Here is a 25,208-nt window from a genome sequence, read left to right as displayed (position 1 = left end):
GATCATGCCCCGGGGCGGGGCCGGCGCGCCTGCCGTTTTCCGGCCGGCGCGCGGCGCGGGGTGCTCTCGCGGAGGACGACGTCGGCCGGGAGGCGGACATCGCCGGTGTCGTCGGAGAGCGCGAGCCGCATCGCGGCCAGGCCCGCTTCCTGGAGCGGCACCGCCACGGACGTCAGCGCCGGCACCACGTCCACCGCCGAGCCGATGTCGTCGAAGCCCGCCACCCCGATGTCCACCCCGGGCACCACCCCGGCGTCGCGGAAGGCCGTCATGGCGCCGATGGCCATCACGTCGTTGACCGCGAACACCGCCTCCACGCCCTCGATCCCCTGCTCGACCAGCCGGCGGGCGGCGCCGTAGCCGCCCGCCCTGGTGAAGCCGGTCTCGATCGCGAGCGGTTCGGGGACCCCGGCCGACCGCAGCGCGGCCACGAAGCCGGCGTGGCGGTCGCTGGACGTGCGGATCTCGGCCGGCGCGTGGAAGACGGCGAAGCGCCGGTAGCCGAGGCCGAGCAGGGCGCGGGCGAGCCGTTCGGCGCCGCCGTGGTTGTCGATGGCGACGGTGCTGAACGGCAGGTCCCGCTGGCTGATCATGACGACCCGGCCGCCGGCCGTGCGGTATTCCTGCAGTTCGTCCACGAGTGCGTCCCGCGTGCCGGCGCCCTCGACGCGGCTGCCCGCGACGATGATGACGCGGGGCCGCTGCCCGCGCAGGGTCTTGACGATCTCCAGCTCCCGTTCCGGCGACCCGTCCGCCACCGCCATGGTGACGATGAGCTGGGCGGACTCCGCCGCCTGACCGACACCGGCGGCGATGGAGGAGAAGTAGGGGTCGGCCACGTCACGGACCACCAGCGCCACCGTCCTGGTCGAGCCCTTGGCGATGGCCTGCGCCGACAGGTGTGGCTCGTAGCCCAGCTTGGCCGCCGCCGCCCGGACCCGGGTGGCGTTCTCCGACCTGACGTTGCGCGCGCTGCCGTTGAGCGCGCGCGACGCCGTGGCGATGGAGACGCCTGCCTCCCTCGCCACGTCATGCAGGGTCGGCGAGGAGGACAGGGTCTGCGACCCGTCGTCCATACCGGTCATTCTGTCACCAGAGTCAGCGGCTTGCTCGTGGTCACGCCGGCTGCGTTCTCCAGCTCCGCCACGTACGTGTGGGTGCCGGCCGGCCGGTCCGCCAGCACGGTGGCGGCGCTCTGCGCGGCCGGCGTGGCGGCGTCGAGCCGCTGGATGTCGACGAGCACGCCGTCCTCGTAGAGCCGGTAGGTGGTCGCGTTCGTGCCCCACCACATGTTCATGCGGATCGTGTAGTCGCCGTCGCCGTCCCAGTTGTCGGAGCTGAGCACGGGCTCACCGGGATCGGCGTCGGTCACCTCCGCCTTCACCTGCGTGGTGGCGGTGCGGCCGGCCTGGTTGAGCAGCTCGCCGGTGTAGAGGTACGTGCCGTTCTTCCTGCCGGTGATCGCGACCGTGGCCTTCTGGGCGGACGGGGTCTTCGGGGTCAGGTCGCGCCTGGCGATCTCCTTGCCGTTCTCGTAGAGGATGAAGACGCTGCCGTTGACGCCGTACCAGAGGTTCATGGTCACGTCGAACGTGCCGTCGTGGAGGCCGTGCTGCCAGCCGCTCGTGGTGGACAGCGCGGCGCGGGCGGGTGGTGCGGTGGCGCCGTCCTGGGGCAGCCCCGGCCCGGTGACCGTGACCTTGTACGTCGTGTCCGCCGTGCCGTCCTCCGAGACCACCTTGATGGTGATCTCGGCGGGAACGGTGATCGCCGGCGACTTGGTCCCGCTGGTGACCGCATGGTCCTGGACCGTGATGGCCGAGCGAGGGTTCAGCGCGGTCGGGGTGAAGGCGACGCGGTCCCCCGGGATGGCCAGCTCGTACGCGTGCACGTCCGGTTCGAAGGCCGGGTCGAGCGTGCCCGCGTCCGGGACGAGGGCGGACAGCGTGGTGTCCTGGGCCGGCGAGCGCCGCTTGATCCGCAGCGTGTGGGCGCCTTCCGTGCCGTCCTCGGCGGTGACCACGATGCGCACGTCCGCGCCGGTGTCGCCGAGCGTGATGCGCCGCGCGGCCTGCGCGCCGTCGGTGCGCTCCCCGTCGATGGCGACCGACCTGGCGAACGGGCTGCGGGCCACGGCGGTCACGTCGACCTCGCCGACCGGCGCCGGCACCTCGAGCACCAGGTCGTCGTCGGGCGCGCCCTGGCTGGTCTCGACGCTGAGCAGCGCGGTGTCGGAGCGGGCGAGCCCCACGCCTTGGGAGACCCGGATGTCGTCGATGTCGATGTCGCCGTAGTTGGTGCTGTTGGCGTAGTAGTCGATCTGCGCGACGGTGTCCATCGGGTTGCGGAACGCGGCGCCCTCCAGCACGCGGCGGCCGTCGAGCAGCAGGTCGAAGCGCTGGTTGACGGTGTCGATCACCGCGGCGACGTGGTACCGGCGGCCCGGCTCGTACGTGCCGACCGTCCTGGTCGTGGCGCCCGCGTAGGCGACGATCGTGTTCTTGGTGAAGGCCACGCTGACGGCGTTCTGCCCGGCGGCGTTCCTGATGTAGGGGACGGCCCACCAGTGGTTGCCGGAGGTGTAGGCCTGCCGGCTCATGACGTTCGCCTCGACGGTCACGATGCCCTTGAGCGCGAACGTCCTGGACACGCTCGTGCTGCCGCTGTTGGCGGTGCGCGTGAGCCGGACGTTCCTGTCGGCCGTGACCTCGACGCTTCCGCCGGCGGCGCTCACCGTGAGGCCGTCGCCGCTGGCCAGCGGCCCGGCCGGCAGGTCGTTGAAGTCGTGCACGGCCACGTAGGACGGGATCGGGCGGACCAGGAGGAACGCGCCGGCGTCGGTCGCCGTGGCGGCCTCCACGCGCACCCCGGACCGGGTCGCCGCCACGTACCCGCCGGCGTCGGCGCGGACCGTGTACCCCTCCCCCACCGGCACGTTCTCCAGTGTGAAGGCGCCGTCGGCGCCGCTGGCGGCGGTGGCGAGCGTCTGGTCGCCGTCCTTGACGGTGACGCTCGCGCCGGGCAGCGGCTGGGCGGCCTGGTCCAGCACCCGGCCGGTGATCGTCCCGACCACGCTGGTCGAGGCCATCGTGAGGTGCACGGTGGTGGTGTTGCCGAAGCGCACGTGCACCGTCTTGGTGACGCTCTGGTAGCCGTTCCTGGTGGCGGTGACCTCGACGCCGTCGGCGAACGGGATGTTCGCCAGCGTGAACCTGCCGTCGGCGCCGGTGGTGGCCGTCACGCCGGCCCCGGCCGATGTCGCTGTCACGCTCGCGCCGCTGATCGGGGCGCCGGACGGGGTGCGTACGGTGCCGATGACGGCCTCGGCGGTCGCGCCTTCGGCGGTGGTGTACTCGAAGGCGCCCACGTCCGGGCCGCCGTTGTAGAGGGTGGCGCCGGCATAGTCGCGGCCGCCGTTGCCGGCGATCTCGGCGCCCGTGTCGATGGCCGCCGAGCCGGAGGTGACGCGCAGGCCGTGCGCGGTCTCCAGGCGGGGCCCGGTCTCCGGCGTGCCGTAGGGGCCGTCGAGCGGGGCGGCGGCGAACTTCGGGGCCGCGACCACCGCGTCCTTGTCGCCGGCCGGGACCGCCAGGGCGGCGCCGCCGTAGAGGTTGTGGCTGTAGGTGATGGTCGGGCTGGTCGTCAGCGTCGCCGCGGCCCGGGTCGAGTACAGGACGTTGTTGGTGATGGCGTAGCGGGCTTCGAGGTAGCTGCCGTAGCCGTAGATGAGGTACGCGGATCTGTCGTTGTAAATCGTGTTGTTGTAGATCTGCGCGGTGGCGGCGCGGTCCGAGTGCAGGTAGATCTGGTAGCGGGAGTTGCCGGCGATCACGTTGTTCCTGACGATCGCGTCCCCGAAGGCGAACTGGCACAGCAGCACGCCGTCGCCGTTGCCGTGCAGGTAGTTGTACTGGACGACCTGCCGCGTGGTGCCCTTGTCCGGGTCGATGCCGTTGGAGTCAGCGCCGCCGGCCTTCTGCTGCGTCTCGTACACCTCGTTGAACTGGAACGTCACGTCGTCGGCGTAGTACGTCTCGATCCCGGAGGTGCCGGTGCGGTAGACGACGTTGCGCTCGATCAGCGCGCCGCGGACGTTGGTGACGTACATGCCGTTGCACCCGTACGCCGTGTCGGCCTGGGTGACGTAGTTGTTCCTGATGACGATGTTGGTGTGCGGCGTGAACTTGGGGTCGTCCGGGCTCTGCCGGGTGCCCCAGCCGGTGGGCTTGGCGATCGTCTGGCCGGCGTCGTTCTTGCCGTCGCCGGTGTACTGCTTGACCACGATGCCGGCGAACGACGTGTTGGCGATCTGCGAGTTCTGGATCACCACGTCGTTGAGCACGGTCGCCCGGTCCGGCGGGTTGTCGATGTCGGCCACGGTCGTGTCGAACACGATGCCGCCTGTCTTCTTCGAGCCGTCCCAGCCGGTCTGGAACCGCACGCCGGGCGCGTTGTTCTCGATGCTGCCGCCGATCCAGTTGACCTGGCCGGTGACGTCGTGCACGTTGACGCCGTCGATGACGAAGCCGTCGAGGGTCTGGCTGTTGTCGCCGGAGACGTGGATGCCCCGCAGGTCGCGCAGGTTCTCCCCCGGGGTGCCGGTGGCCGGGACCTCGTTGGTGACCTCCAGGTTGCGGATCGTCCAGTGCTCCTGGTTGAACAGCCGGACGGCGTCGCCGACCTGGCCGGCGCCGTCGATACGCGGCTTGCCGCCCTCGCCGTACCGGTCGACGGTGATGGGCGTGCCGCTCTCCCCGGAGCCCTTGGGCCACAGCTGGCCGGTCCACCGCCGGCCGGCCCGCAGCAGGATGCGGTCGCCTGGAGCGAACGTGGTGGCGTTCACCTTGTCCAGGCTCTTCCAGGCGTGCGCCTCGTCCAGGCCGGAGGCCGCGTCGTCACCGGCGGCGGCATCGACGTAGTACGTCGTGCCCTGCGCCGCCGCCCTGGCGGGCAGGGCGGGCAGGGCGAGCGCGGCGACCATGGCGGCGGCCGTCATCATGCGCAAGAGGGTAATCGGGCGGACAAAGGCAGCGTCACATGGCATCGCCGCGCTCCTAGTGGGGGGTGTTGTCCGGGTCGGGATGGTTCAGTGGACGATCGGGTTGGCGACGTCGTGGGCGCGCAGGTGGCCGCACATGCCCCACCGCTGCTGCGGCGGGCTCTCCATCAGCGCGGACCGCAGCAGGTGCGAGCCGTCGCCGCCGGCGAGGGCGTCGAGGATCTCCCCGGTGCGGCGGGTCTCCTGGGCGACCGTGCGTTCCCAGATCTCCCGCCAGCCCGCGACCTTGGGCCGGACGAGGGCGACGGCGCTGTCGTAGAAACGCCGGAGCGCGTCCGTGCCCCCGTCGGCGAGGCGCAGGAAGCCCTCCACGGCCAGCTCCCGCCGCCGGGCGACGGCCTCCTCCACGCCGTCGGCCGGCAGGGTGGCGGCCTCGCGGTAACGCTCGGGGTCGGCCACGATCTCCGGCGGGAACGTCATGACCGCGTCGCCGGCCTCGGGCAGGCCGGCGTTCGACATGACGACCAGCACTTCGAGGCCGCCCCGGTTGATCGCGCGATGGATGGTCCCCGGCGTGAACCACACGGTCGAGCCGGCGCTGAGCTCGGTCTCCTTGAGGCCGCCCGCATCGAGGGTCTGCAACGCGCCGCGCCCGCCGACGACGACGTACGCCTCGGTGGAGGCGATGTGCACGTGTGGCGTGCCGCCTTCCAGGCCGTCGGCGCACGCGCCCGTGTAGACCGTCAGCCGGCTGATCGAGGTGCCGCCGGGGAATGTCATGCCAGCGCCGCCCGTCCCTGCTTGGCCAGCAGCGCCGTGCCGTCCTCGCCGCGGTCGCCGTCGGCGATCACGACGGCGTACCGGAAACGCAGCGTCTCGCCGTCCGGCAGCGGCACCTCCTCGCTGAAGAACGGCGCCGGGCACAGGCACGCGAAGTCCTCGCTGCGGGCGAACCACTGCGGCGGATGCTGCGGGTTGGCGGCGTCGTCGACCATGACGATCGTCGAGTGCTCGCCGGTCTCGTCGTGCCTGCCGCGGAAGCCGAACCACTCGGCCCGCGTGCCGCGCAGCTCGTCGCCGCCCGCGCCGGCCGGCGACTGGATGATCCCGCCGGTGAACGACCGGGGGCCGCGCCAGAACAGGCCGCCGTACCCGGCGTTCTCGCGGCCCTTGGTGGTCGGGGAGCCGAAGTGGAGGGTGCCGCCCGACACGTTCGTCATCGTCGTGTCGAACACCAGCGCCCACGTCGCCTCGTCCAGCACGGTGGCGGCCAGGGACCGCTGCTCCTCGATGACCGGGGCGCCGGCCTGGGAGGTCCAGTCGAGCGTGTGCCCGATCTCGACCCGCTTGTCCTCGGCGGTCAGCGTGGTCATCTCGCGGTGCGTGGCGCTGCCGTTGTTCTCGACCTGCACGTAGGACTTGCCGTGCACGTACGTCGGCCCGCCCCAGAAGTTGTGCTCGCCCACGTGCGGCAGCGACCAGGCGATGCCCTTGTGCCACACGTGGTCGTGCGGCCGGAACAGCGACACCAGCGCGCCGCCGACGGTGCGGATCGGGTGCAGGTACGGCTTCGGCGACTCCAGCACCGGCGTGTCCGGGCGGTAGACGTAGCTGAACAGCTCGACGTCGCCCGCCGTGACGGTGACCGACCGGCCGAGCGCGTGGTTGGCCTGCAGAGTCACTTGTTCCTCACCTTTTCCCATGGGGCGCCCGTGCCCTCCATCGTCGTGGCGAACGGGCTGTCGGCAGTGATCTGTCCACTTCGTACGCGCTCGCCGGTGAAGGCGGAGGCGTACAGGGCGGCGATGAACTCCATCGTCCGCCTGGCGTCCGCGGCGGTCACCGGCGGCGCCTGGCCCTGGTCGAGGGCGTCGAGCACGGCGGCGAGCCAGCCGTCGTGTCCGCTGGTCTCCGTGCTGTGCCCCTGCGCCCACAGCTGCGACACGTTCTCGTGGCCGGGCGCGGGGGTGATCGTCCAGTCGTCGTCGGTGTAGCCGTACAGGTGGTCGACCTCGACGGTGGCGTGCTCGTAGTCGAACCTGAGCTGGGAGGTCTGGCGCGGCGACACCACCGAGTTGACGATGCTGGCCACCGCGCCGCTCTCGAACGTCACCAGCGCCATCGACACGTCCTCGGTGTCCACGTCGCGGGCCCGGCGGGCGGCCATCGCGGTGACCTCCCGCCACGGGCCGAGGATCGAGAACAGCAGGTCGAACTGGTGGATGCCGTGCCCCATGGTCGGGCCGCCGCCCTCGGACTCCCAGGTGCCGCGCCATGGGACCGCGTAGTAGGCCGCGTCCCGGTACCACTGGGTGGCGCAGGTGGCCAGCAGCGGGCGGCCCAGCTCGCCCGCCTCCTGCAGGCGGCGCAGGCGGATGGCGCCCGTGCCGAAGCGGTGCTGCAGGACGGTCGCGACGTGCGCCGTCGAGCGGCTCTCGGCCTCGATCAGCGTGTCGAACTCGCCCAGCGACAGCGTCGGCGGCTTCTCGATCAGCGGCGTCGCCCCGGCCTCCAGGCACTCGACGGCCTGCGGCGCGTGCAGCTGCGGCGGGGTGCACAGGTGGACCAGGTCCACCTGCTCCTCCCGTAGCAGGTCGGTCAGGCTCGCGTGGGTGCCGGGGACGTTCCACGTCTCCGCGAACGTCTTGGCCCGGCCGAGGTCCACGTCGGCCACGGCGGCGAGCGTCGCCCTGCCACCGGAGGCGGCGATGGCGCGGGCGTGGGCGGTGGCGATCGCACCGGTGCCGACGATGGCGGCCCGGTACTTCCGTTGAGACAAGTTGATTACTCCTGGTTGAAAGGGGTCAGGCGCCGTCGATCTCGCCCTGGAGCTCCCTGATGAACGACTTGGCGGCCTGTTCCGGCGTCTGCCGGTCGAACAACACCTCTTCAGTGTGCCGCTTGATGATCGCCTCGGGGTTACTGGCCCCGTCGGGAGTGACCCGGGGGGGCGGTGCCGACCTTGACCGTGTCCAGCCTCGGCCGGGTTCGCCGAGTGTGCTCAAGCGGGCCTCCTCGACGCGATCATCAGTAACCTCCAGTCACCGCCGTACTGTGGCGGGAAAACGTATTCCGCAGTTTGCATGCCCGCAACCCGAGCGTCAAGAGCGGTTATCGGAGGACCATGGGGATGGTGATCGCGGCGTTCGTCACGGGGTGTGAGTGATCACACAGCCAGCCGTTATGCCGCCGTGACCTGCTGCGATACGTCGCCGGTGGGGTGTCGGCGGGGTCGGGGGCGCGCCATCGGGCCAGTCCGCGGGGTCCTCCACCCGGCTGGGCGCGGTCGTCCCGCCCCAGGTGGCAGCCGGGGCCCCGGCCGGACGCGAGACCGGCGTTCGTCACGGACCGTAATACTCCGGGGATGCAACCGGCGGCGAAATCCAGCGCCGGCGGAACGTCGTCATCGCCGCGTCGGACGAGGCCGGGAGAGGCGCGGACGCCGCTACTGCGCCTGACGCGGACGGGTGCTGTCGCGGACGATCAGGCGTCCCTCGACGATCAGCCGTCGCGGCTCGCCCCCCGCTTCGGCGAGCGCGAAACGAATGGCCTCCGCTCCGGCGTGGGCCAGCGGAAGCGCGACCGTGGTCAATCGCGGCGTCACGTCTCCGGCGAGCGGAATATCGTCGATCCCGGTCACGGAAACGTCCTCGGGAACGTTTATCCCGGCCGCCCGGAAACCCGACATCGCGCCGATGGCGACGATGTCGTTGACCGCGAGAACCGCCTGCCGGCCGTCCATTCCCGCCTCCGCCAGCCGCCGCGCCGCGTCGAATCCACCCTGCCGGCTGACTTCGCAGGAAACGATCCGGATATCCCGCTCGTCAACGCCTCCGGCCCGCAATCCGTCGACGAATCCGGCCGTACGGTCGGACACGGTGCGCAGCTCCCTGACGCCCGCGAAGACGGCCACGCGCCGGTGCCCCGTTTCGGCGAGAAAAGCGCCCGCCGACCGCCCGGCGCCGTAGTCGTCGAAGCCGATCGCGTCGAAGGCCATGTCCGTCTCGCCGACGATCACCACCCGGCCGCCCTCTTTCTCGTACGCGGCCAGTTCCTTGAACAGCCGCCCGCCGAGCGCGTTCGCCACGAACCGGCTGGAGGTCAGCACGAGCGCGCGCGGGCGCAGGGCCCGCAGCAGGCGGACGGTCTCCAGTTGCCGTTCGTGCGCCCCCATGGTGGCGGACACGGTGACGAAGGCCCCGCCGGCGCGGGCCTCGCGTTCCATCGCGGCCACGACCATGCCCATGGACGGCGTCGTGAGGTCGTCGGCCACGAGCGCGATCGAGTCGCTCGCCCGCCGCATCGCCCTGGCCGAGGCGTCCACCGTGTACCGCAGGGCCGCGGCCGCGGCCAGCACACGGGCCTCGTACTCGGGCGCCACCTTCCTGGTGCTGCCGCCCAGGACCCGGGACGCGGTGGCGACCGAGACGCCGGCCGCCGCTGCCACGTCGTGCAGCGTGACCGTGGGTCGCGCCGCGTGGGGCATGGGCGGTGTCCTTTTCCGAGGCGTACGGGTCGGTCAAGAAGAGTACCCCGGGGTGTGCCGGCCTTCATCGACTCACGGAGCAGGCATGACCCTTGTCATATCGAGCCGGTGACATAGCGGACTAACCCCGTGTCCCCCTTTGGATCATGATGAGGCCATGATCTCTCGCCGATTCACTCAGAGCGGCAGGCGGATGGCCGTCGCGACCGCGACGAGCGCGCTGCTCGCGGCCGGAACCCTCGCGGCCCCCGCCGCCGCGACCCCCGAAGGGCTCGACCGGCGGGCGCTCCAACAGTCGTTGGACGCCGTGCACGAGGCCGGCATGTACGGCATGTACTCGCACGTCCGCGACGGGAGCCGGACGTGGCGGGGGGCCTCCGGTGTGGCCGACGTCGACACGCGCCGCCCGGTGCGGCCGGACATGGTCCACCGGGTCGGCAGCATCACCAAGACCTTCACGGCGGTGGCGATCCTCCAGCAGGTGGAGCGCGGCGCCGTCGAGCTGGACGCCCCGGTGGGCCGCTACCTGCCGGACCTGGTCCCCGGCGAGCGCGGCCAGAAGATCACCGTGCGGATGCTGCTCAACCACACCAGCCACATCGCCGACTACATCGGCCCGGCGTTCCCCTCGCTGCTGGAGGGCTCGCCCAAGAGCCTGGACGACAACCGGTTCCGCACGTTCGCCCCGGAAGAGCTGGTCAAGCTGGGGCTGGACGGCACCCCGACCGGCGAGCCGGGGGTGGCGCCCGGGTCGTACTCCAACACCAACTACATCCTCGCGGGCCTGCTGCTGGAGAAGGTGACCGGCACGGACGCCGAGGACTACATCACCCGCAACGTGATCCGCAAGGCGGGTCTGCGGCACACGTCGTTCCCGCGTACGCCGCGCATCCCCGGGCCGCACTCGAAGGCGTACGAGTCGATGTTCGGGTTGATCGACCCACCGCGCGACTACAGCGTCTACGACATGTCGTGGGGCGGCGCGGCGGGGGCCGTCACGGCCACGATGGACGATCTCAACCGCTTCTACCGGGCGCTGCTGCGCGGCGAGCTGGTCGGCGCGGCGCAGCTCGCCGAGATGCAGAAGACGGTCACCGTGCTGGCGGGCGGCGCCCCGATCGACTACGGCCTCGGAATCTACGCGATGGACCTGCCGTGCGGCCGGTTCTGGGGGCACAGCGGCGGCGTCTGGGGCATGGAGACGCAGTCGATGTCCAGCCCGGACGGCGTCCGCCAGATGTCCTTCGGGGTCAACCGCACCAAGCACCAGACCATCGACGAGAACGGCGCCATCGTGTTCGGCCCGATCGACCACGCGATGGGCGCTCATTTCCTGCTGGCGTTGTGCGGGCCGGACACGGCGACCGCGAAGGCCGCTGCGACGCCGTTCGTGCCGGTGCCGGTGGATCGGCTGTCCGTCAAACGTTGATCTGGCTCAGCGGCGGTTACGCGGGGGGCGGGCGGGCTTGCTGGTGGACGGCCGGTCCTCTGGCGTGGCGGCGCCCTGGTGCCCGAGCTGGGCCGACATCGCGCCGGTGGTATTGAGCAGCTCCGCCGACACGGCTCGCAGGACGTCGTCCGTCGCGAGCCGGGCGGGCAGGACGATCGCGACCGCCAGGGGCAACGCCTCGCCGGTGGTGAACACGGGTGCGGCCACGGAGGTGACTCCGGGGATCACGCCGCCGGAGGTGACGGCGAAGCCGTTGTGGCGTACGTCGGCCTTGATGCGCTCGATCTCCTCATCGGTGAAACGCTGGTCGGCGGTGGCGTCCTGGGCCGCGATGACCGGGTCGGTCAGCGTCCGGGGCAGATGGGTCAGGTAGACACGGCCGATCGAGGAGGACAGCATCGGCAGCGTCGCGCCCACACGCACGGTGATGGGAAGGACGTGCGAGCCGTAGTCCCAGCGGACGATCACCGGGCCGTGGTCGCCCCACACGGCCAGGTTGATCGCGTGCTTGGTGCGGTCGCGCAGGCCCGGCAGATATTCGGAGGCCAGGGCCACCTCGTCCATCCTGCGGAGCGCTTCGGCGCCGAGCCGCCGCATCGCCGGGCCCAGGTCGTACAGGCCTGAGCTCGGCGACTGGGAGACCAGCCCGGCCCGGCCCAGGCTCACCAGGTAACGGTGCGCCTTGCTGGGCTGCATGCCGCTGAGCGCCGCGATCTGCGTCAGGCTCGCCGGTCCCGCGCTCTGCTCCAGGGCCAGCAGCACGGTCATCGCGATCTCGACCGACTGGATGCCCTGACGGGACGCGGCCGGCGACCGGTCCTCGTCACCGGCATGCTGTAGGTCATTCACCTTGCCCGCCCCCGCGAATCTCGTCTGCGTATCGCCGAAACTATACGGAGTCGGCGACGTCCAGCACGAAGTCGAAGTCCATCGTGAAGAAGGCGGTGTCGAGCACCCGGCCGTCGGGGGCGAGGCCGGCGTCGTGCCGGACGAAGTCACGTACCAGCGAGTCCTTCTCCCCGAAGACGGCGTCGGAGCCGAGGTACGGATCCCCGGCCACGAACACGTGGGTGGTGAGCGTCGCGAATCCCGGAGCGCTGATCTGGAAGTGCACGTGGGCGGGCCGCATGGAGTCGCGCTTGGCGGCGGCCAGCAGCTGCCCGACAGGCCCGTCGTGCGGGATCGGGTACGGCACCGGCAGCACGGAGGAGAACCAGTAACGGCCGTCGGCGTCGGAGCGCAGGCGGCCCCGGCCCTGGGCCCCGTCGAGCTGGGCGTACTGCACGTCGTAGTTGCCCTCGTCGTCGGAGTGCCAGACCTCGATCCGCGCCCCGGGGATCGGCGTGCCCGTCGCCGAGAGCACCCGACCGGAGTAGAAGCACAGCTCTCCTCCGGCGCCACCGGAGATGTCGTCGCCGCCCGCGAACTCGGGTGCGTCCTCGACGAAGAACGGCCCGACCACGGTGGAGGCGGTCGCGGTCTCGGTCGCCGGATGGTTGATGCCGATGACCAGCATCGACAGCCCCAGCACATCGGAGAGCAGGATCAGCTCCTGCCGCCGGTCGTCGCTGATCTGCCCCGCCCGGGTGAGGAACGAGACCGCGGCGGCCCACTCCTCCTCGGTGAGCCGCACGTCCGAGGCGAAGGCGTGCAGGTGCGCGACCAGGCTGTGCATGACCTCACGGAGCCGGGCGGAGGGGGCCGCGTCGAAGCTGGCCAGCACACGATCGGTGAGCGCCCGGTCGGCCGTGGGCATCGGCTGAGTGGTCATACTGTTTCTCCTCGCAGCGCGGCGGTCAGGATCCCCCGTACCTCGGGCTCGCCCACGGGCCGCGGGTTGTCGCCGAAATCCTTCTCCAGCACGAGTCGTACGGCTGTGTCCAAATCGTCCTCCGCCAGCCCGATCTGGGCCAGCGATACCGGGACGCCGATCCGGGCCGCGAGCGAGGTCAGTCCGCGGGCGACGTCGTCGGAGCCGAGGGCCGGAGCCACTCGCGTCCGCAGGGCGGGCACCGCCGGCGCGTTGAAGGCCGCCACGTACGGGAGCACCACCGTGTGGGTCTCTGCGTGCGGCAGGCCGAACGCGCCGCCCAGCACGTGGCAGATCTTGTGATGCAGCCCGGACCCGGCGGCGCCGAACGCGGACCCGGCCAGGTAGGCCCCGTACAGCAGTCCGGCGCGCCCGGCCGCGTCGTCGGGGCGCGCCATGACGGCGGGCAGCGCGTCGGCGATCGTCCGGACGCCCTCGGCGGCGACGAGGTCGGTGACCGGGTTCGCGCCGGGCGCGTAGAACGCCTCGACGCAGTGCGCCATCGCGTTCATCGCGCTGGCGGCCGTCATCGCCGCCGGCAGGGTCGCGGTCAGGTCCGGGTCGTACAGCACGGTCTTCGGCACGACCAGTCGTGATCGGCCGGTGGTCTTGCGTGCGCCCTCGGTCGTGCCCCAGACGGGGGTCACCTCGGAGCCGGCGTACGTGGTCGGCACGGCCGCGATGGGCAGCGACGTGCGGAGCGCGATCGCCTTGGCCGTGCCCGTCGTGGAGCCGCCGCCGACGCTCAGCACCGCGTCCGCGCCGGTCCGCGCGGCCAGCTCGACGGCCTGGTCCACCGTCTCCACCGGCACGTGCGGGCGTACGCCGTCGAAGAGGCCGGCCACGGGCAGCGGCCCGGCCAGCGTCGTGGCGAGCGGGGCGGTGCGCGGCGTGGTCACGATCAGCGGGCGACGCGCGCCGAGGCGCTCGACCTCCGCGGCCAGGGAGCTCTGCGCGCATCCGGCGCCGAAGACCACCCGGGCCGCGAAGGTCTCGTACGTGAAGCGCCTCATCCGGCACCTTCCGGCACCGCGTGCCGGGCGGCGCGGGCCACCGGGACGAGGGCGGCCGCCGTCGCGCCGATCAGGCCGGGGATGGCGAAGAGGTAGAAGTTCCACTCCACGCCGAGCTGGGAGGACAGGATCCAGCCGCCCATGGAGGGCCCGAGGATGGCGCCGAGCCGTCCCACCGACAACGCCCAGCCGATCCCGGCCCCGCGGACGGCCTCGGGATAGCGGTTGACGATGAAGGCGTTGGTCATCACCTGCGAGCCGATGAACCCCAGCCCGCTGACGAACATCAGCAGGAACAACAGCACGATCGCGGGCCGCGCGCTCATCGCGATGAGGCTGATCGAGCCGACGAGGAAGGCCGTGGACACGACCGGCTTGATCCCGATCCCGTCGGCGATGCGCCCTCCGGCGATCATGCCGAGCCCCGCGCCCACCCACATCGCGGCGGTCTGCAACAGCGCGGAGCCGAGCGAGTAGCCGCTGTTCCGCATGATGGTGGGCAGCCAGGTGCTGATGCCGAAGACCAGCAGCAGCCCGCAGAACGACGCGATCCAGAACAGCAGGGTCACCGTGCGCGTGCCGGGGGCGAGCAGAGGCTTCAGGCCGAACAGGTCGTTGCGGGCGGCGGGCCGGGCGCCGCGGTCGGCGTGGACGGGGCTCTCCGGGAGGATCCGTGCCGCGATCGGCAGCAGCACCAGCGCGGGCGCGGCGCCGATGACGTAGATCCAGTGCCACGACGCGTGCGGCAGCAGCGCCGCGCCGAGCAGCGGGGCGAGCAGCGCGCCGAAGGCGTAGCCGGACATCATGAGCCCGACGTTGCGGCTGCGCCGTCCCGGGTCGGAGAGGTCGGCCACGTACGCGGTCAGGGTCGGCAGCACCACGCCGAGCCCGACGCCCACGAGCAGGCGCGCCGCGCCGAACACGGCGAAGCCGGGCGCCACGGCGCAGGCGAGCATGCCGGCGGAGAACGCTCCGGCGCCGGTCAGCAGCAGCCGCCGCGGGCCGAGGCGGCTGATCGCCGCGCCGGCGAGGGCGGCGCCGATCATCATGCCGACGGCCACCAGGGATCCGACCGTGCCCGCCGTCGCCGCGTCGCCGCCCATACTGCGGTCGGCGAGCATCGAGGGCACGGTGACGCCGTAGCAGGCGAGGTCGTAACCCTCCAGGGCCGCGAAGATCGCGACCACGATGAGCATGGTCTTCTCGGAAAGTGGTCGTCGGGCGGTGGTGGGGTTGGTGTGCATGGCCGCTCCAGCCGTGTTTCGCAGGGGGTGTTCGGAGTTCAGAGGCTGTGGGACGCGCCGGCGGGTACGGTCGCGCCGGTGCCGAGGGCCGCGAGAAGCTCGCAGGCGAGAGTCCGGGCCGCCGCGGCGTCGCGGGCGGTGCCGAAGACATAGAAGTCGGGACGGACGGCGACGGCGGAGCAGCCATGCTCGGTGAACCACTCATGGTAGGTGCCGTCCACGTCGACCAGGACATCGCCGCTGGTGGGAGGCTGCCAGGCCAGCGCGGCGACACGGACGCCGGCGGCCTCCAGCGCGGTGACGAGGCCGTCGCGGCCGAGGTCCCGGCGCACCGCTTCGGTCACCAGCAGGTGGAACCCGTGGCCGACGATCTGGTCGAGGCGTCCGCGGCGAACCCCGTCGTCCACCACGCCGTGGACCGACAGCTCGCCCCGCCCGGCCGCCGGCTCCTTCGCCAGGAAGCCCGTCGCCAGACCGGGGAAGCGGATCTTCTCCTGCTCCTGTCGCGCGGCCCGCCGGGCGAGCAACTCCCTGTTGCGGGCGGCGGCGGCTTCGGGGTCGCGGATGGTCTGCAGCCGGCCGAGCTCGATTCCCTTCTCGACGACCGCGCGTACGTGCGGCTCCCGCTCGGGCTGGTAACTGTCGAGGAGGTCCTCCTCCGCCCGCCCGGTCAGGATCAGGTCCAGCTTGAAGGCGAGGTTCTGGGCGTCCCTGATGCCCGAGCACATGCCCTGCCCGAGGAAGGGCGGCATCTGGTGCGCGGCGTCCCCGGCGAGCGTGATCCGCCCGATCCGCCACCGGTGCGCGATCAGCGAGCGGAAGGTGTACGTCGCGACCCTGATGAGGTCGGCGTCCTCCGGGCCGAGGTAGGCCGCGACCCTGGCCCAGACCAGCTCGGGAGCCCGCTGGACCGCGAAGTCCGCCTCCGAGTCGAGCATGAAGCTGAACCGGTGGTGCGACGGCCCGAGCGAGATGATCGACGTCGGCTGCCGGGGATCGCCGACCTGGCGCGCCGGCGGCACCTCGACCGGCCGGCGCAGGCGGAAGTCGCAGACCATCCACGGCTCGGAGAATCCGTAGTCGTCCTGGCCGATGCCGAGCGACTGACGGACGAAGCTGTTGCCGCCGTCGCACGCCACGACGTAACGCGCGGTCACGGTGCCGGGGCCGCCGGGGCCGTCGACGGTGAGCACGACGCCGGACGCGGTCTGCTCCAGCGCGGTCACCCGGTTCGCGTGCCTGACCGCCACCTGGGGGAAACTCCGGCACACACGATCGAGGGCGTCCTCGAGATCGGGCTGGTACATCATGTACCACTCTGCCCAGCCGCTGCGGCCCACTTCGGCGTAGTCGACCTCTATGAGAACCTCGCCGTCGGCGTCGCACCACTCGTAGTTGCGCTGCACACGCACCTTCGGCAGCAACTCCTGGGCCACGCCGAGCTTGTCCAGCGTCCGCATCGTCTCGTCGTCGAAGATCGCGGCGCGGGGCAGGTTGTACAGGCCGGCGTACCGCTCCAAGACGATCACGCGATGCCCCGCCTGGGCCAGCAGGGCCGCCGTGGCCATTCCGACCGGCCCGTACCCCACTACGGCGACATCGCACTCTCCCATCACCGTGGGGGAACCGTGTTGTGAGCTTGACATGCGGTCACCGTACTTTCCACTATTAATGAAGTCAATGCATATTGGTGAAACAGACAGAGGGGTACGGACATGCGCAAGATCGGCCTGGAGGAGCACTTCGTCACGGAGGACCTCGTCGGCTACGGCGCCGGGACGGCCACGGTCGCCCGCCCCGACGCGTGGCGGGAGGCCTCGCGGCGGCTGCTGGACCTCACGGAGGAGCGCCTGGCGGCGATGGACGCGGCAGGCGTCGACGTCCAGGTGCTCTCGCTCAACTCGCCAGGCATCCAGGCCGAGCCGGACCCGGCGGTCGCCGTGGCGCGGGCGGCGGCGGTGAACGACTTCCACGCCGGCGTCATCGCCGAGCACCCGACCCGCTTCGCCGGCTTCGCGGCGCTGCCGCTGCAGGACCCGCAGGCGGCCGCCAAGGAGCTGGAGCGCGCCGTCACCCAGCTCGGCATGCGCGGTGCGCTGGTCAACGCGCACACCCAGGGCCGCTATCTGGATCATCCCTCGCTGCGGGTCGTGTGGGAGTACGCCGAGGGGCTCGACGTGCCGCTGTACCTGCACCCGGCCAACGGCTTCGACGTTCCGCACGTGTTGTCGGACCACCCCGAGCTCATCGGCCCCATGTGGAGCTGGGGCACCGACACCGCCGCGCACGCGCTGCGCCTGGTCTTCGGCGGTGTCTTCGACGACTTCCCCAACGCGAAGCTGCTGCTGGGACACATGGGCGAAGGACTGCCGTACGTGTTGTGGCGCCTCGACTCGCGCTGGGGCTTCCACAACCACCACGGCATCGAGCTGAAGCTGGGCAACCCCTCGGCGTACCTGCGCCGCAACCTCTACATCACCACGAGTGGCGTCTGCTCGGCGCCGCCGCTGCTGTGCGCCCTGCTGGCCCTCGGCGCCGACCACATCCTGTTCGGCTCCGACTACCCCTTCGAGGACATCGTCGAGGCCGCCGTGTTCCTCGACAACGCCCCCATCAGCGAGGCCGACCGGGCGAAGATCAGCTACCAGAACGCCGAGGCCCTGCTCAAGCTCTGACGGCCATTCGCCCCGGCTCCGCGAAGGGCCGGGGCACGCACCGCCGCCGTCAGGCCTTGAGCAGGGCGGCGGCGAGCTCGGCCGGGCGGGTGAACTGGGCTTCATGGCTGCCCGGATGCTCGATGACGGGAGTGCCGGCTCCGAGGCGCTGCGGGAAGCGGGGTGTCCAGCCGAGGTCGCCGGGCGGCAGGGCGAAGTCCTCGGATCCGATCACGTAGCTGGCCGGCAGGCCGAGCGCCGCCGGGTCCACCGGGGTGACGGTCTCGGTGAAGTACCGCATCGGCTGGGGCACCAGCAAGCTGTGGATCAGGCGTTGCGTCGACTCGTCGGCGTCCTGCATGAACGCGGCGCAGAACACCTCGTAGGGGAAGACGATGCTGTTGTTGCCGGACGCCGCCGCGAGCTGGGTGAACATCTCGGCGTAGTGCGGAGGGACCTCCTCCAGCAAAGGCGTGTCCTCCGCCGGGACGAACGCACCCCAGTAGACGAGCTTGCGCAGCCGGGGCGCGAGCCGGTGGGCGGCGCCGGTGAGCGGGTAGCCGCCCCAGCTGTGCCCGACGAGGGTGACGTCACTCAGGTCGGCGCCCTCGACGAGGTCGACGATGAAGTCGCTGACCTCGGCCAGGCTGTACCGCTCGGGGTGGTCGCCGTCGGCCAGGCCTGGGAGGGTAGGAGCCAGGACGCGGTGCCCGGCGGCACGCAGGTGCTGGGCGACCAGCCGCCAGGTCCAGCCCCCGTGACAGGCACCGGTGATGAGGACGAAAGTCTCTGCCATGGCGTCTCCTCGTGACGTGGCGGCCCCGCCACCGAACATGGCGGACTTATTGCAATATGGGCCAAGTGTGAGACGATCGTCAATGAGTTGAAACAAGTCATCGGGAGGCGCGAGTGAAGCCACGGTCTCTGGTCTTCGATGTGTTCGGGGACTATCTGCGCTATCGCGGAGGAGAGGTCCGGCTGCGCGGCCTGGTGGCGCTCATGGGGTGCTTCGACGTGCCCGAGGCGACGGTGCGCGTGGTGGTCGCGCGGATGCGCAAGGAAGGCTGGCTGGAGGGCCGTCGCGAGGGCAGGGAGACCAGCTATGTCCTCACCGGCGCCGCCTGGCGGCTGCTCGACGACGGCAGGGCGCGCATCTTCGCCCGCGAGCAGGGACCGTGGGACGGCCAGTGGCACATGGTCATCTACTCGGTGCCGGAGACCGAGCGGACCCTGCGCGAGCAACTGCGCAAGCGGCTGTCCTGGCTCGGGTTCGGCATGTTGTCGGCATCGGTGTGGATCAGCCCCCACGACCGCATCAAGCAGGTCAGGGCCGACTTCGCCGACCATCCCGCGATCCGGCTCGACGTGCTGCGCGCCCGCTCGGAAGGGGCCGCGGCCGACCGGGAGATGGCGTCCAGGTCGTGGGACCTGGACGGGCTGGACAAGGACTATCGCGCGCTGCTCGACCACTACCGCCCCCGGCTGGCCCGCTATCGCGCCGGCGAGGTGCGCGGCCGGGAGGCGCTCGTCGAGCGCATGCGGCTGATCCACGACTACCGCAAGTTCCCCTTCCGCGATCCCGACCTGCCGCCCGAGCTGCTGCCCGAGGGCTGGAGCGGCCGGGCCGCCCATGAGCTGTTCCTGGAGGCCCACGGCCTGCTGCGGAGCGAGGCCGAGGCGTACGTCGACCGCCTGGTCGCCGACCCCACGGCAAGCTGATTCGTGTCACTTTCTAGACGACGGTGGCAAAGATGACATATTTTGGCGGTCGTGAGAGTGAAGGAAACACGATGAGGGTCGCGTGCGTGGGCGGCGGTCCCGGCGGGCTGTTCCTCGCCACGCTGATCAAGCGGGACCGGCCGGAGTCGGAGGTCGTGGTCTTCGAGCGCAACCGCCCCGATGACACGTTCGGGTTCGGGGTGGTCTTCTCCGATGCCACGCTGGGTGCGATCGACGCCGCCGACCCCGTGCTCAGCGAGGCGCTGGAGAAGCACGGCCGGCACTGGGACGAGATCGAGGTGCGGGTGCACGGCGCGCGGGAGCGCGTCGGCGGCATGGGCATGGCCGCGGTGGTCCGCAAGACCCTGCTCACCCTGCTTCAGGAGCGGGCCCGGGCCGAGGGCGTGACCATGCGTTTCCAGCACGAGATCAACGATCCGGCCGAGCTGGACGGTTTCGACCTGGTGGTCGCCTGCGACGGAGCCAACAGCCGGTTCCGGCAGATCTTCGCCGACGACTTCGGGCCCGCGGCGGAGGTCGCGGCCGCCAAGTTCATCTGGTTCGGCACGACGTACATGTTCGACGGTCTGACGTTCGTCCACGAGGACGGCCCGCACGGGGTGTTCGCCGCGCACGCCTATCCCATCAGCGACTCGCTCAGCACCTTCATCGTGGAGACCGACGCCTCGTCGTGGGCCGCGGCCGGGCTGGACGCGTTCGACCCGGCGACGCCGCCCGGGGTGAGCGACGAGAAGACCAAGGCCTACCTGGAGCGGCTCTTCCACGACCAGCTCGACGGTCACCTCCTTGTGGGCAACAACTCCCGGTGGGCGAACTTCGCCACTCGCAAGGCACGGTCGTGGCGGCGCGGCAACTGGGCGCTGCTCGGCGACGCCGCTCACACGGCGCACTTCTCCGTGGGATCGGGCACCAAGATGGCGATGGAGGACGCCGTCGCCCTCGCCCAGGCCCTGGCCGAGACCCCGCACGACGTCCCCGCCGCCCTGGAGCTCTATGAACGGCGCCGCCGCCCCCAGGTGGAGAAGATCCAGAACTCCGCGCGGCCCAGCCTGTCATGGTGGGAGCACTTCGGCCGGTACGTCCGCTCCTTCGACGACCCCGTGCAGTTCGCCTTCCACTTCCTGACCCGCTCCATCCCGCGGGCCAAGCTCGCCGTGCGGGACCGTCACTACGCCGAGCGCGTCGACCGATGGTGGCGCGAGCGGCACGGCGCTCCCCCGCTGGACACCCCCTTCCGCGGCCTGCCCGGCCGCAGGGTGACCGCGACCGGCGCCGCTCTCGTGGGCGACGACGGCACCGAGATCCCGATGGCCCCCTTCACCGGCCTGTCGTCCGCGTCGGGCGTGTGGATCGACGCTCCGGACAGCGAAGCCGATCTGCCGCAGGTCCTCGCCCAAGTCCGCGCGAGCGTGGGCGCTTCGCTCGTCGGCGTGCGGGGCGGGACTCCCCTGACCCGGGTGCTGGTCGCCGAGGAGGCTCGACTCGCTCATGGTCTTCCGGCCGCGATCGTCGGGCCCTACGACGACGACACCGCGACCACGCTGCTCCTGTCCGGCCGGGCCGACCTCGTGGGGGTCGCCGAGTGAACGCCCTCGATCCGCTGTTCGCGCCCCGTTCCATCGCGATCCTGGGCGCTTCGGACGTCCCCGGCAAGCTCGGCACGGCCATGACCGCTTCCCTGGACCGCTTCCCCGGCCCGGTCATGAAGATCAACCCGGGCAGATTCTTCCCGACCGTGGCCGCGGCGGTCGCGGCCGAAGGCATCGCCCCTGACCTGGTGATCTCCTGCATTCCCGCCGCCATGACCGCCGACGCGCTGCGTGCGGCCGCCGCCGCAGGGGCACGGGCGGCGCTGGTGTGCGCCGGCGGCTTCGCCGAGTCCGGCGCCGAAGGCACGGCTCACCAGCAGGCGCTGAGCGCGGTGGTGCGGGACACCGGCATCCGTCTCCTCGGTCCCAACACCTCTGGCTTCATCGCCCCGCACGCCTCGCTGACCGCCACTTTCGTCCCGGACGCCAGAGACCTCGAGGCGGGCCCCGTCGCCGTGGTCGCCGCCAGCGGCGGTGTCAACCACGCTCTCGCGTTCGCCCTCGCCGACGCCGGGGTGGGCCTCCGCCTCGGTGTCGGCCTCGGCAACAGCGTCGATGTCACGCAGGCGGACGTCCTTGACCACCTGTGCGGCGACGACGGGCTCGGCGCGGTCGCCCTGCACGTCGAGACCGCGGCGGACGGCCGCCGCCTGACCGCCGCCGTGCGCCGCCTGGTGGACCGGGTCCCGGTCGTGGCCGTGGTCGTCGGCCGCAGCGACGTCGGCGACTTCGCCCGCTCCCACACCGGCGCGCTGGCCACCTCCTGGCGGGTCACCCGTGCGGCCCTGCGTCAGGCGGGCGCGGTTCTCGTCGATGACGAGCGCGAACTCGTCGACGCCGTCTCCGCGCTCGGCCGCGTGCGCCTGCCCGCCCGGCCCGGCTCCGGCGTCGGGCTGGTCACCGCGCAGGCCGGCCCCGGACTGTTGCTCACCGACGCCCTGCGCACGGCCGGCGTCCGGGTCCCGCCGCTGTCGGAGCGCACCGTCAAAGAGCTCGGCGACGTGCTGCCCGACCTGACCTACCAGCGCAACCCCGTCGACACCGGCCGCCCCTCCCCCACGTTCACCCAGGTGATCGAGCACGTGTCCGAGGATCCGGACGTCGACGTCACGGCCGTGTACGCACTGCTGGAACCCGCCGCCCTCGACCTGCCCGCCGCGTTGCAGGCCGCTCGCCCGGCCACGCCGCTGGTCGCCGTGGTCGGCGGCCCGCCGGAACAGGCACGTCGAGCCCGCGCGGAGCTCGGTGCGGCGGGAATCCCGTGCGCCACCACGCCGGCCGCCGGCGCGACCATGGTGCGGGCCCTGGCGGAGGACGCGGCCAACCGCAGCCGTCTCGGCGAGGACATCGTTTCCACGACCTGGCCCGCGTTGGCGCTGTCCGATCCGGTCGACGAGCACACCGCCAAGAACGTCCTGGCCGGTTTCGGTGTCCGGACCCCCGTACGCCGCGTGTGCGCCGGACGGGAAGCCGCGCATGCCGCGCTCGACGAGCTCGGCGGCCCGGTCGTGGTGAAGATCCTCGACCCGGGTGTGCTGCACAAGACCGAGGTGGGCGGCGTCCAGGTCGGCGTCCGCACGCACGACGACCTCGACGCCGCGCTCGACCGCCTGCCCGCGAGCCCGGCGCTGCTGGTCGAGCACATGGCTCCGGCAGGCCCCGAACTGATCGCCGGCGTGCGCCGGGATCCGGTCTTCGGGCCGGTCGTCGCTCTGGGCGCGGGCGGAACGGCAGCCGAGACGCTCGGCGACGTCTCCCTGCGCCTGGCGCCCTTGACGGCGAACGAGGCCGACGCGATGCTGGACGACCTCGCCACCCGCGCCCTGTTCCAGGGTGCCCGCGGCGCGGCGCCGGTGGACCGGGCCAGGCTCGCCCACGTCCTGCTCGCCCTCTCGTCCCTGGGCGCCGACCCGGGCGTGGCGGAGTGCGAGATCAATCCCCTGCGGGTCCTGCCCGACGGCGACGTCGTCGCGCTCGACGCCGTGCTGCTCCTGCGTGACGATCAAGGAGGATCCGACGATGCGTGAGGGATTCGTCCCCTGGCCCGAGGAGACGGCCGACCGCTACCGCGCGGCCGGGTACTGGCGTGGCCGGCCGCTCGGGGACTACCTGCACGAATGGGCCGACACGTACGGGGACGCGGTGGCCGTCGTCGACGGCGACACCCGCCTGACGTACCGCGAGCTGGCCTCGCACGCGGACGGGCTGGCCGTCAGGCTCCTCGCGGCCGGACTGGCCCCGGGCGACACGATGCTCGTCCAGTTGCCCAACGGCTGGGAGTTCGTCACGCTGACGTTGGCCTGCCTGCGTGCCGGCATCGCCCCCGTGATGGCGCTGCCCGCCCATCGCGGCCACGAGCTGCGCTATCTCGCCGCGCACGCCGGCGTGACGGCCATCGCCGTCCCCGACCGCATCGGCGGCTTCGACCACCAGGCGCTCGGCGGGGAGATCACCGAGGTCACGCCGAGCGTAAGGATGCTGCTGGTCGCGGGCGCCGACGTGGACGAGAAGGCCGCGGACCTGCGCGCCCTCGCCCGGCCCGCGGACGACCCGGCCGCCGCCCGCGCCACACTCGACGAGCTCGCGCCCGACAGCGGCGAGGTCGCCGTCTTCCTCCTGTCCGGCGGCACCACCGGACTGCCCAAGCTCATCACCCGCACCCACGACGACTACGAGTACAACGCCCGCCGCAGCGCCGAGGTCTGCGGCTTCGGACCGGACACCGTCTACCTGGTGGCGTTGCCCGCCGGCCATAACTTCCCGCTCGCCTGCCCCGGTCTCCTGGGCGCGCTCATGAACGGCGGGCGGGTCGTCCTCGCGCGCACCCCGGAACCCGGCAAGGCGCTGCCGCTGATGGCGGCCGAGGGCGTGACGGCCGCGGCCGCGGTGCCGGCCGTCGCGCAACGCTGGATCGACGCGGTCGCCGCCGGCCGCCATCCGGCGCCGGAATCCCTGCGCCTGCTCCAGGTCGGCGGGGCCCGACTCGCCCCCGAGGTGGCCCGCCGCGTGGAGCCCCTGCTCGGCTGCACGCTCCAGCAGGTGTTCGGCATGGCCGAAGGGCTGCTCAACTACACGCGCCTGGACGACCCCGACGACGTCAAGATCTACACGCAGGGGCGCCCGATGTGCCCCGACGACGAGATCCTCATCGTCGACGCGGCGGACGAGCCCGTGGCCCCGGGCGAGATGGGCGCCCTGCTGACCCGCGGCCCGTACACGCCGCGCGGCTACTACCGGGCCGAGGACCACAACGCCCGTTCCTTCACGCCGGACGGCTGGTACCGCACCGGCGACGTCGTACGGCTGCACCCCTCGGGCAACCTCGTCGTCGAGGGCCGCAGCAAGGACCTCATCAACCGCGGCGGCGAGAAGATCTCCGCGGAGGAGGTCGAGAACCTCATCTACCGCGTCCCCGGGGTCTCCCGTGTGGCCGCCGTCGCCAAACCCGACCCCGACCTGGGCGAGCGGGTGTGCGCCGTCGTCGTCCCCGAAGCCGGGCACCAGCTCACCCTGGAAGGCATACGGGACGCCCTGGCCGGCATGGAGGTCGCCCGCTACAAACTCCCCGAACACCTCGTCCTCGTGGAGGAACTCCCGCTGACCAAGATCGGAAAGATCGACAAGAAGGCGCTGCGCGACATCGTCCAGTGAGGCCTGTGTCGCGCATCACTCTTGACGTGTGGATTTCTCCACAGATGATCCATTCCGCTCTCCGTAATGTCCGTGCTGCCGGACGAACCGGCAGCACCGATCAGGGGGAGAAATCCACATGCGTAAGATCCTTGCGATGGCGACTCTTGCCGGCTCGATGGCCGTCACCGGCCTCGCGCTCGCCCCGGCCGCCCAGGCCCAGGCCGCCACCCAGACGACCACCGCGGCCACCACCGCGGTGAAGTGGGGCAAGTTCTTCTCGAGCGACCACAAGGCCTACACCTTCGGCCACACCTTCAAGCAGGGCGACTACCTCTACACGAAGTGGTACGGCGTCGACAAGACGGGCGGCAAGAAGGGCTGGGTTTGGTTCGAGTACTACCAGAACGGCGGCTGGCACAAGTTCAACCGCGCCTGGGACGGCAAGGTCGTCAGCAGCTGGAAGGGCAAGGGGATCAAGAAGATCTACACCTTCACCTGCTGGGCCGGCAAGTTCGACAACTGCGGCAAGAAGTACCGCATCTACTAAACCCCGTGCTTGAGGCCCGGCGCCCCACCGCCCGTCGCCGGGC

Annotated in this window: 20 protein-coding genes; 7 read left to right on the top strand and 13 right to left on the bottom strand. The window is 71.7% G+C overall.

Going from position 1 to position 25,208, the window contains the following annotated elements; all coding sequences use genetic code 11:
• Window positions 1-2 precede the first annotated feature (2 nt).
• From EDD27_RS04100 to EDD27_RS04070, 7 genes are all read right to left on the bottom strand, one after another.
• Complete coding sequence (locus EDD27_RS04100) at window positions 3-1,076, bottom strand: LacI family DNA-binding transcriptional regulator (RefSeq protein WP_127931144.1); 1,074 nt, start codon at window positions 1,074-1,076, stop codon at window positions 3-5.
• Between the two features lie 5 nt (window positions 1,077-1,081).
• The gene (locus tag EDD27_RS04095; RefSeq protein ID WP_127931143.1) at window positions 1,082-4,999 is read right to left on the bottom strand and encodes a carboxypeptidase regulatory-like domain-containing protein; all 3,918 of its coding nucleotides are present in this window, start codon (window positions 4,997-4,999) and stop codon (window positions 1,082-1,084) included.
• An 87-nt stretch (window positions 5,000-5,086) separates the two neighbouring features.
• Window positions 5,087-5,779 (bottom strand): cupin domain-containing protein, encoded by a 693-nt coding sequence (locus EDD27_RS04090; protein ID WP_127931142.1) that lies wholly within the window; start codon window positions 5,777-5,779, stop codon window positions 5,087-5,089.
• Entirely contained in the window at window positions 5,776-6,681 is a 906-nt protein-coding gene (locus tag EDD27_RS04085) for a DUF6807 domain-containing protein (RefSeq protein WP_241563856.1), read from the bottom strand. The genes EDD27_RS04090 and EDD27_RS04085 overlap by 4 nt, the downstream gene beginning before the upstream one ends.
• Window positions 6,678-7,778, bottom strand: coding sequence for a Gfo/Idh/MocA family protein (locus tag EDD27_RS04080; protein WP_127931140.1), 1,101 nt, complete (start codon window positions 7,776-7,778; stop codon window positions 6,678-6,680). The genes EDD27_RS04085 and EDD27_RS04080 overlap by 4 nt, the downstream gene beginning before the upstream one ends.
• Window positions 7,779-7,803: 25 nt before the next feature.
• Window positions 7,804-8,004, bottom strand: coding sequence for a hypothetical protein (locus tag EDD27_RS04075; protein WP_127931139.1), 201 nt, complete (start codon window positions 8,002-8,004; stop codon window positions 7,804-7,806).
• Window positions 8,005-8,444: 440 nt separating this feature from the next.
• Window positions 8,445-9,485: a LacI family DNA-binding transcriptional regulator gene (locus EDD27_RS04070; protein WP_127931138.1), complete on the bottom strand. Its 1,041-nt coding sequence runs from the start codon at window positions 9,483-9,485 to the stop codon at window positions 8,445-8,447.
• A 157-nt stretch (window positions 9,486-9,642) separates the two neighbouring features.
• On the opposite strand from EDD27_RS04070, the gene EDD27_RS04065 reads away from it, so the two are divergent.
• Complete coding sequence (locus EDD27_RS04065; RefSeq protein WP_127931137.1) at window positions 9,643-10,914, top strand: serine hydrolase domain-containing protein; 1,272 nt, start codon at window positions 9,643-9,645, stop codon at window positions 10,912-10,914.
• 6 nt (window positions 10,915-10,920) lie between these two features.
• On the opposite strand, the gene EDD27_RS04060 is transcribed toward EDD27_RS04065, so the two are convergent.
• Genes EDD27_RS04060 through mhpA form a run of 5 tightly spaced genes read right to left on the bottom strand, consistent with a single transcriptional unit; the run spans window position 10,921 to window position 16,648 of the window.
• On the bottom strand, window positions 10,921-11,784 hold the full coding sequence (locus EDD27_RS04060) for an IclR family transcriptional regulator (RefSeq protein ID WP_206641232.1): 864 nt from the start codon (window positions 11,782-11,784) through the stop codon (window positions 10,921-10,923).
• 40 nt (window positions 11,785-11,824) lie between these two features.
• Window positions 11,825-12,706 (bottom strand): intradiol ring-cleavage dioxygenase, encoded by an 882-nt coding sequence (locus EDD27_RS04055; RefSeq protein ID WP_206641231.1) that lies wholly within the window; start codon window positions 12,704-12,706, stop codon window positions 11,825-11,827.
• The gene (locus EDD27_RS04050) at window positions 12,703-13,758 is read right to left on the bottom strand and encodes a maleylacetate reductase (RefSeq protein ID WP_127931136.1); all 1,056 of its coding nucleotides are present in this window, start codon (window positions 13,756-13,758) and stop codon (window positions 12,703-12,705) included. The genes EDD27_RS04055 and EDD27_RS04050 overlap by 4 nt, the downstream gene beginning before the upstream one ends.
• Window positions 13,755-15,002, bottom strand: a complete 1,248-nt coding sequence (locus EDD27_RS04045) for an MFS transporter (protein WP_127931135.1) — start codon at window positions 15,000-15,002, stop codon at window positions 13,755-13,757. Before EDD27_RS04045 ends, EDD27_RS04050 begins: the two co-directional genes overlap by 4 nt.
• 38 nt (window positions 15,003-15,040) lie before the next feature.
• The gene (mhpA, locus tag EDD27_RS04040) at window positions 15,041-16,648 is read right to left on the bottom strand and encodes a bifunctional 3-(3-hydroxy-phenyl)propionate/3-hydroxycinnamic acid hydroxylase MhpA (protein WP_127931134.1); all 1,608 of its coding nucleotides are present in this window, start codon (window positions 16,646-16,648) and stop codon (window positions 15,041-15,043) included.
• A 69-nt stretch (window positions 16,649-16,717) separates the two neighbouring features.
• On the opposite strand from mhpA, the gene EDD27_RS04035 reads away from it, so the two are divergent.
• On the top strand, window positions 16,718-17,677 hold the full coding sequence (locus EDD27_RS04035) for an amidohydrolase family protein (RefSeq protein WP_127931133.1): 960 nt from the start codon (window positions 16,718-16,720) through the stop codon (window positions 17,675-17,677).
• Window positions 17,678-17,726: 49 nt separating this feature from the next.
• Here EDD27_RS04035 and EDD27_RS04030 read toward each other — a convergent pair whose 3' ends face one another.
• Window positions 17,727-18,452 carry an alpha/beta fold hydrolase gene (locus tag EDD27_RS04030; RefSeq protein ID WP_127931132.1) on the bottom strand — a complete coding sequence of 242 codons (726 nt, stop codon included), beginning with the start codon at window positions 18,450-18,452 and terminating at the stop codon, window positions 17,727-17,729.
• Window positions 18,453-18,565: 113 nt separating this feature from the next.
• On the opposite strand from EDD27_RS04030, the gene EDD27_RS04025 reads away from it, so the two are divergent.
• The 5 genes from EDD27_RS04025 (at window position 18,566) to EDD27_RS04005 (ending at window position 25,165) form a co-directional block, all read left to right on the top strand.
• Window positions 18,566-19,375 carry a PaaX family transcriptional regulator gene (locus tag EDD27_RS04025; protein WP_127931131.1) on the top strand — a complete coding sequence of 270 codons (810 nt, stop codon included), beginning with the start codon at window positions 18,566-18,568 and terminating at the stop codon, window positions 19,373-19,375.
• 71 nt (window positions 19,376-19,446) lie between these two features.
• Window positions 19,447-20,982: an FAD-dependent monooxygenase gene (locus tag EDD27_RS04020; RefSeq protein WP_127931130.1), complete on the top strand. Its 1,536-nt coding sequence runs from the start codon at window positions 19,447-19,449 to the stop codon at window positions 20,980-20,982.
• Window positions 20,979-23,012, top strand: a complete 2,034-nt coding sequence (locus EDD27_RS04015; protein WP_127931129.1) for an acetate--CoA ligase family protein — start codon at window positions 20,979-20,981, stop codon at window positions 23,010-23,012. The genes EDD27_RS04020 and EDD27_RS04015 overlap by 4 nt, the downstream gene beginning before the upstream one ends.
• Window positions 23,005-24,636 carry a (2,3-dihydroxybenzoyl)adenylate synthase gene (locus tag EDD27_RS04010; RefSeq protein WP_127931128.1) on the top strand — a complete coding sequence of 544 codons (1,632 nt, stop codon included), beginning with the start codon at window positions 23,005-23,007 and terminating at the stop codon, window positions 24,634-24,636. Before EDD27_RS04015 ends, EDD27_RS04010 begins: the two co-directional genes overlap by 8 nt.
• 118 nt (window positions 24,637-24,754) lie before the next feature.
• Window positions 24,755-25,165: a hypothetical protein gene (locus tag EDD27_RS04005; protein WP_127931127.1), complete on the top strand. Its 411-nt coding sequence runs from the start codon at window positions 24,755-24,757 to the stop codon at window positions 25,163-25,165.
• Window positions 25,166-25,208: the final 43 nt, after the last annotated feature.

Source organism: Nonomuraea polychroma (genome assembly GCF_004011505.1).
GTDB classification, from domain to species: Bacteria; Actinomycetota; Actinomycetes; order Streptosporangiales; family Streptosporangiaceae; genus Nonomuraea; species Nonomuraea polychroma.
Note: the sequence above shows the minus strand (reverse complement) of the source record. Positions and strands in the feature narration are given on the sequence as shown.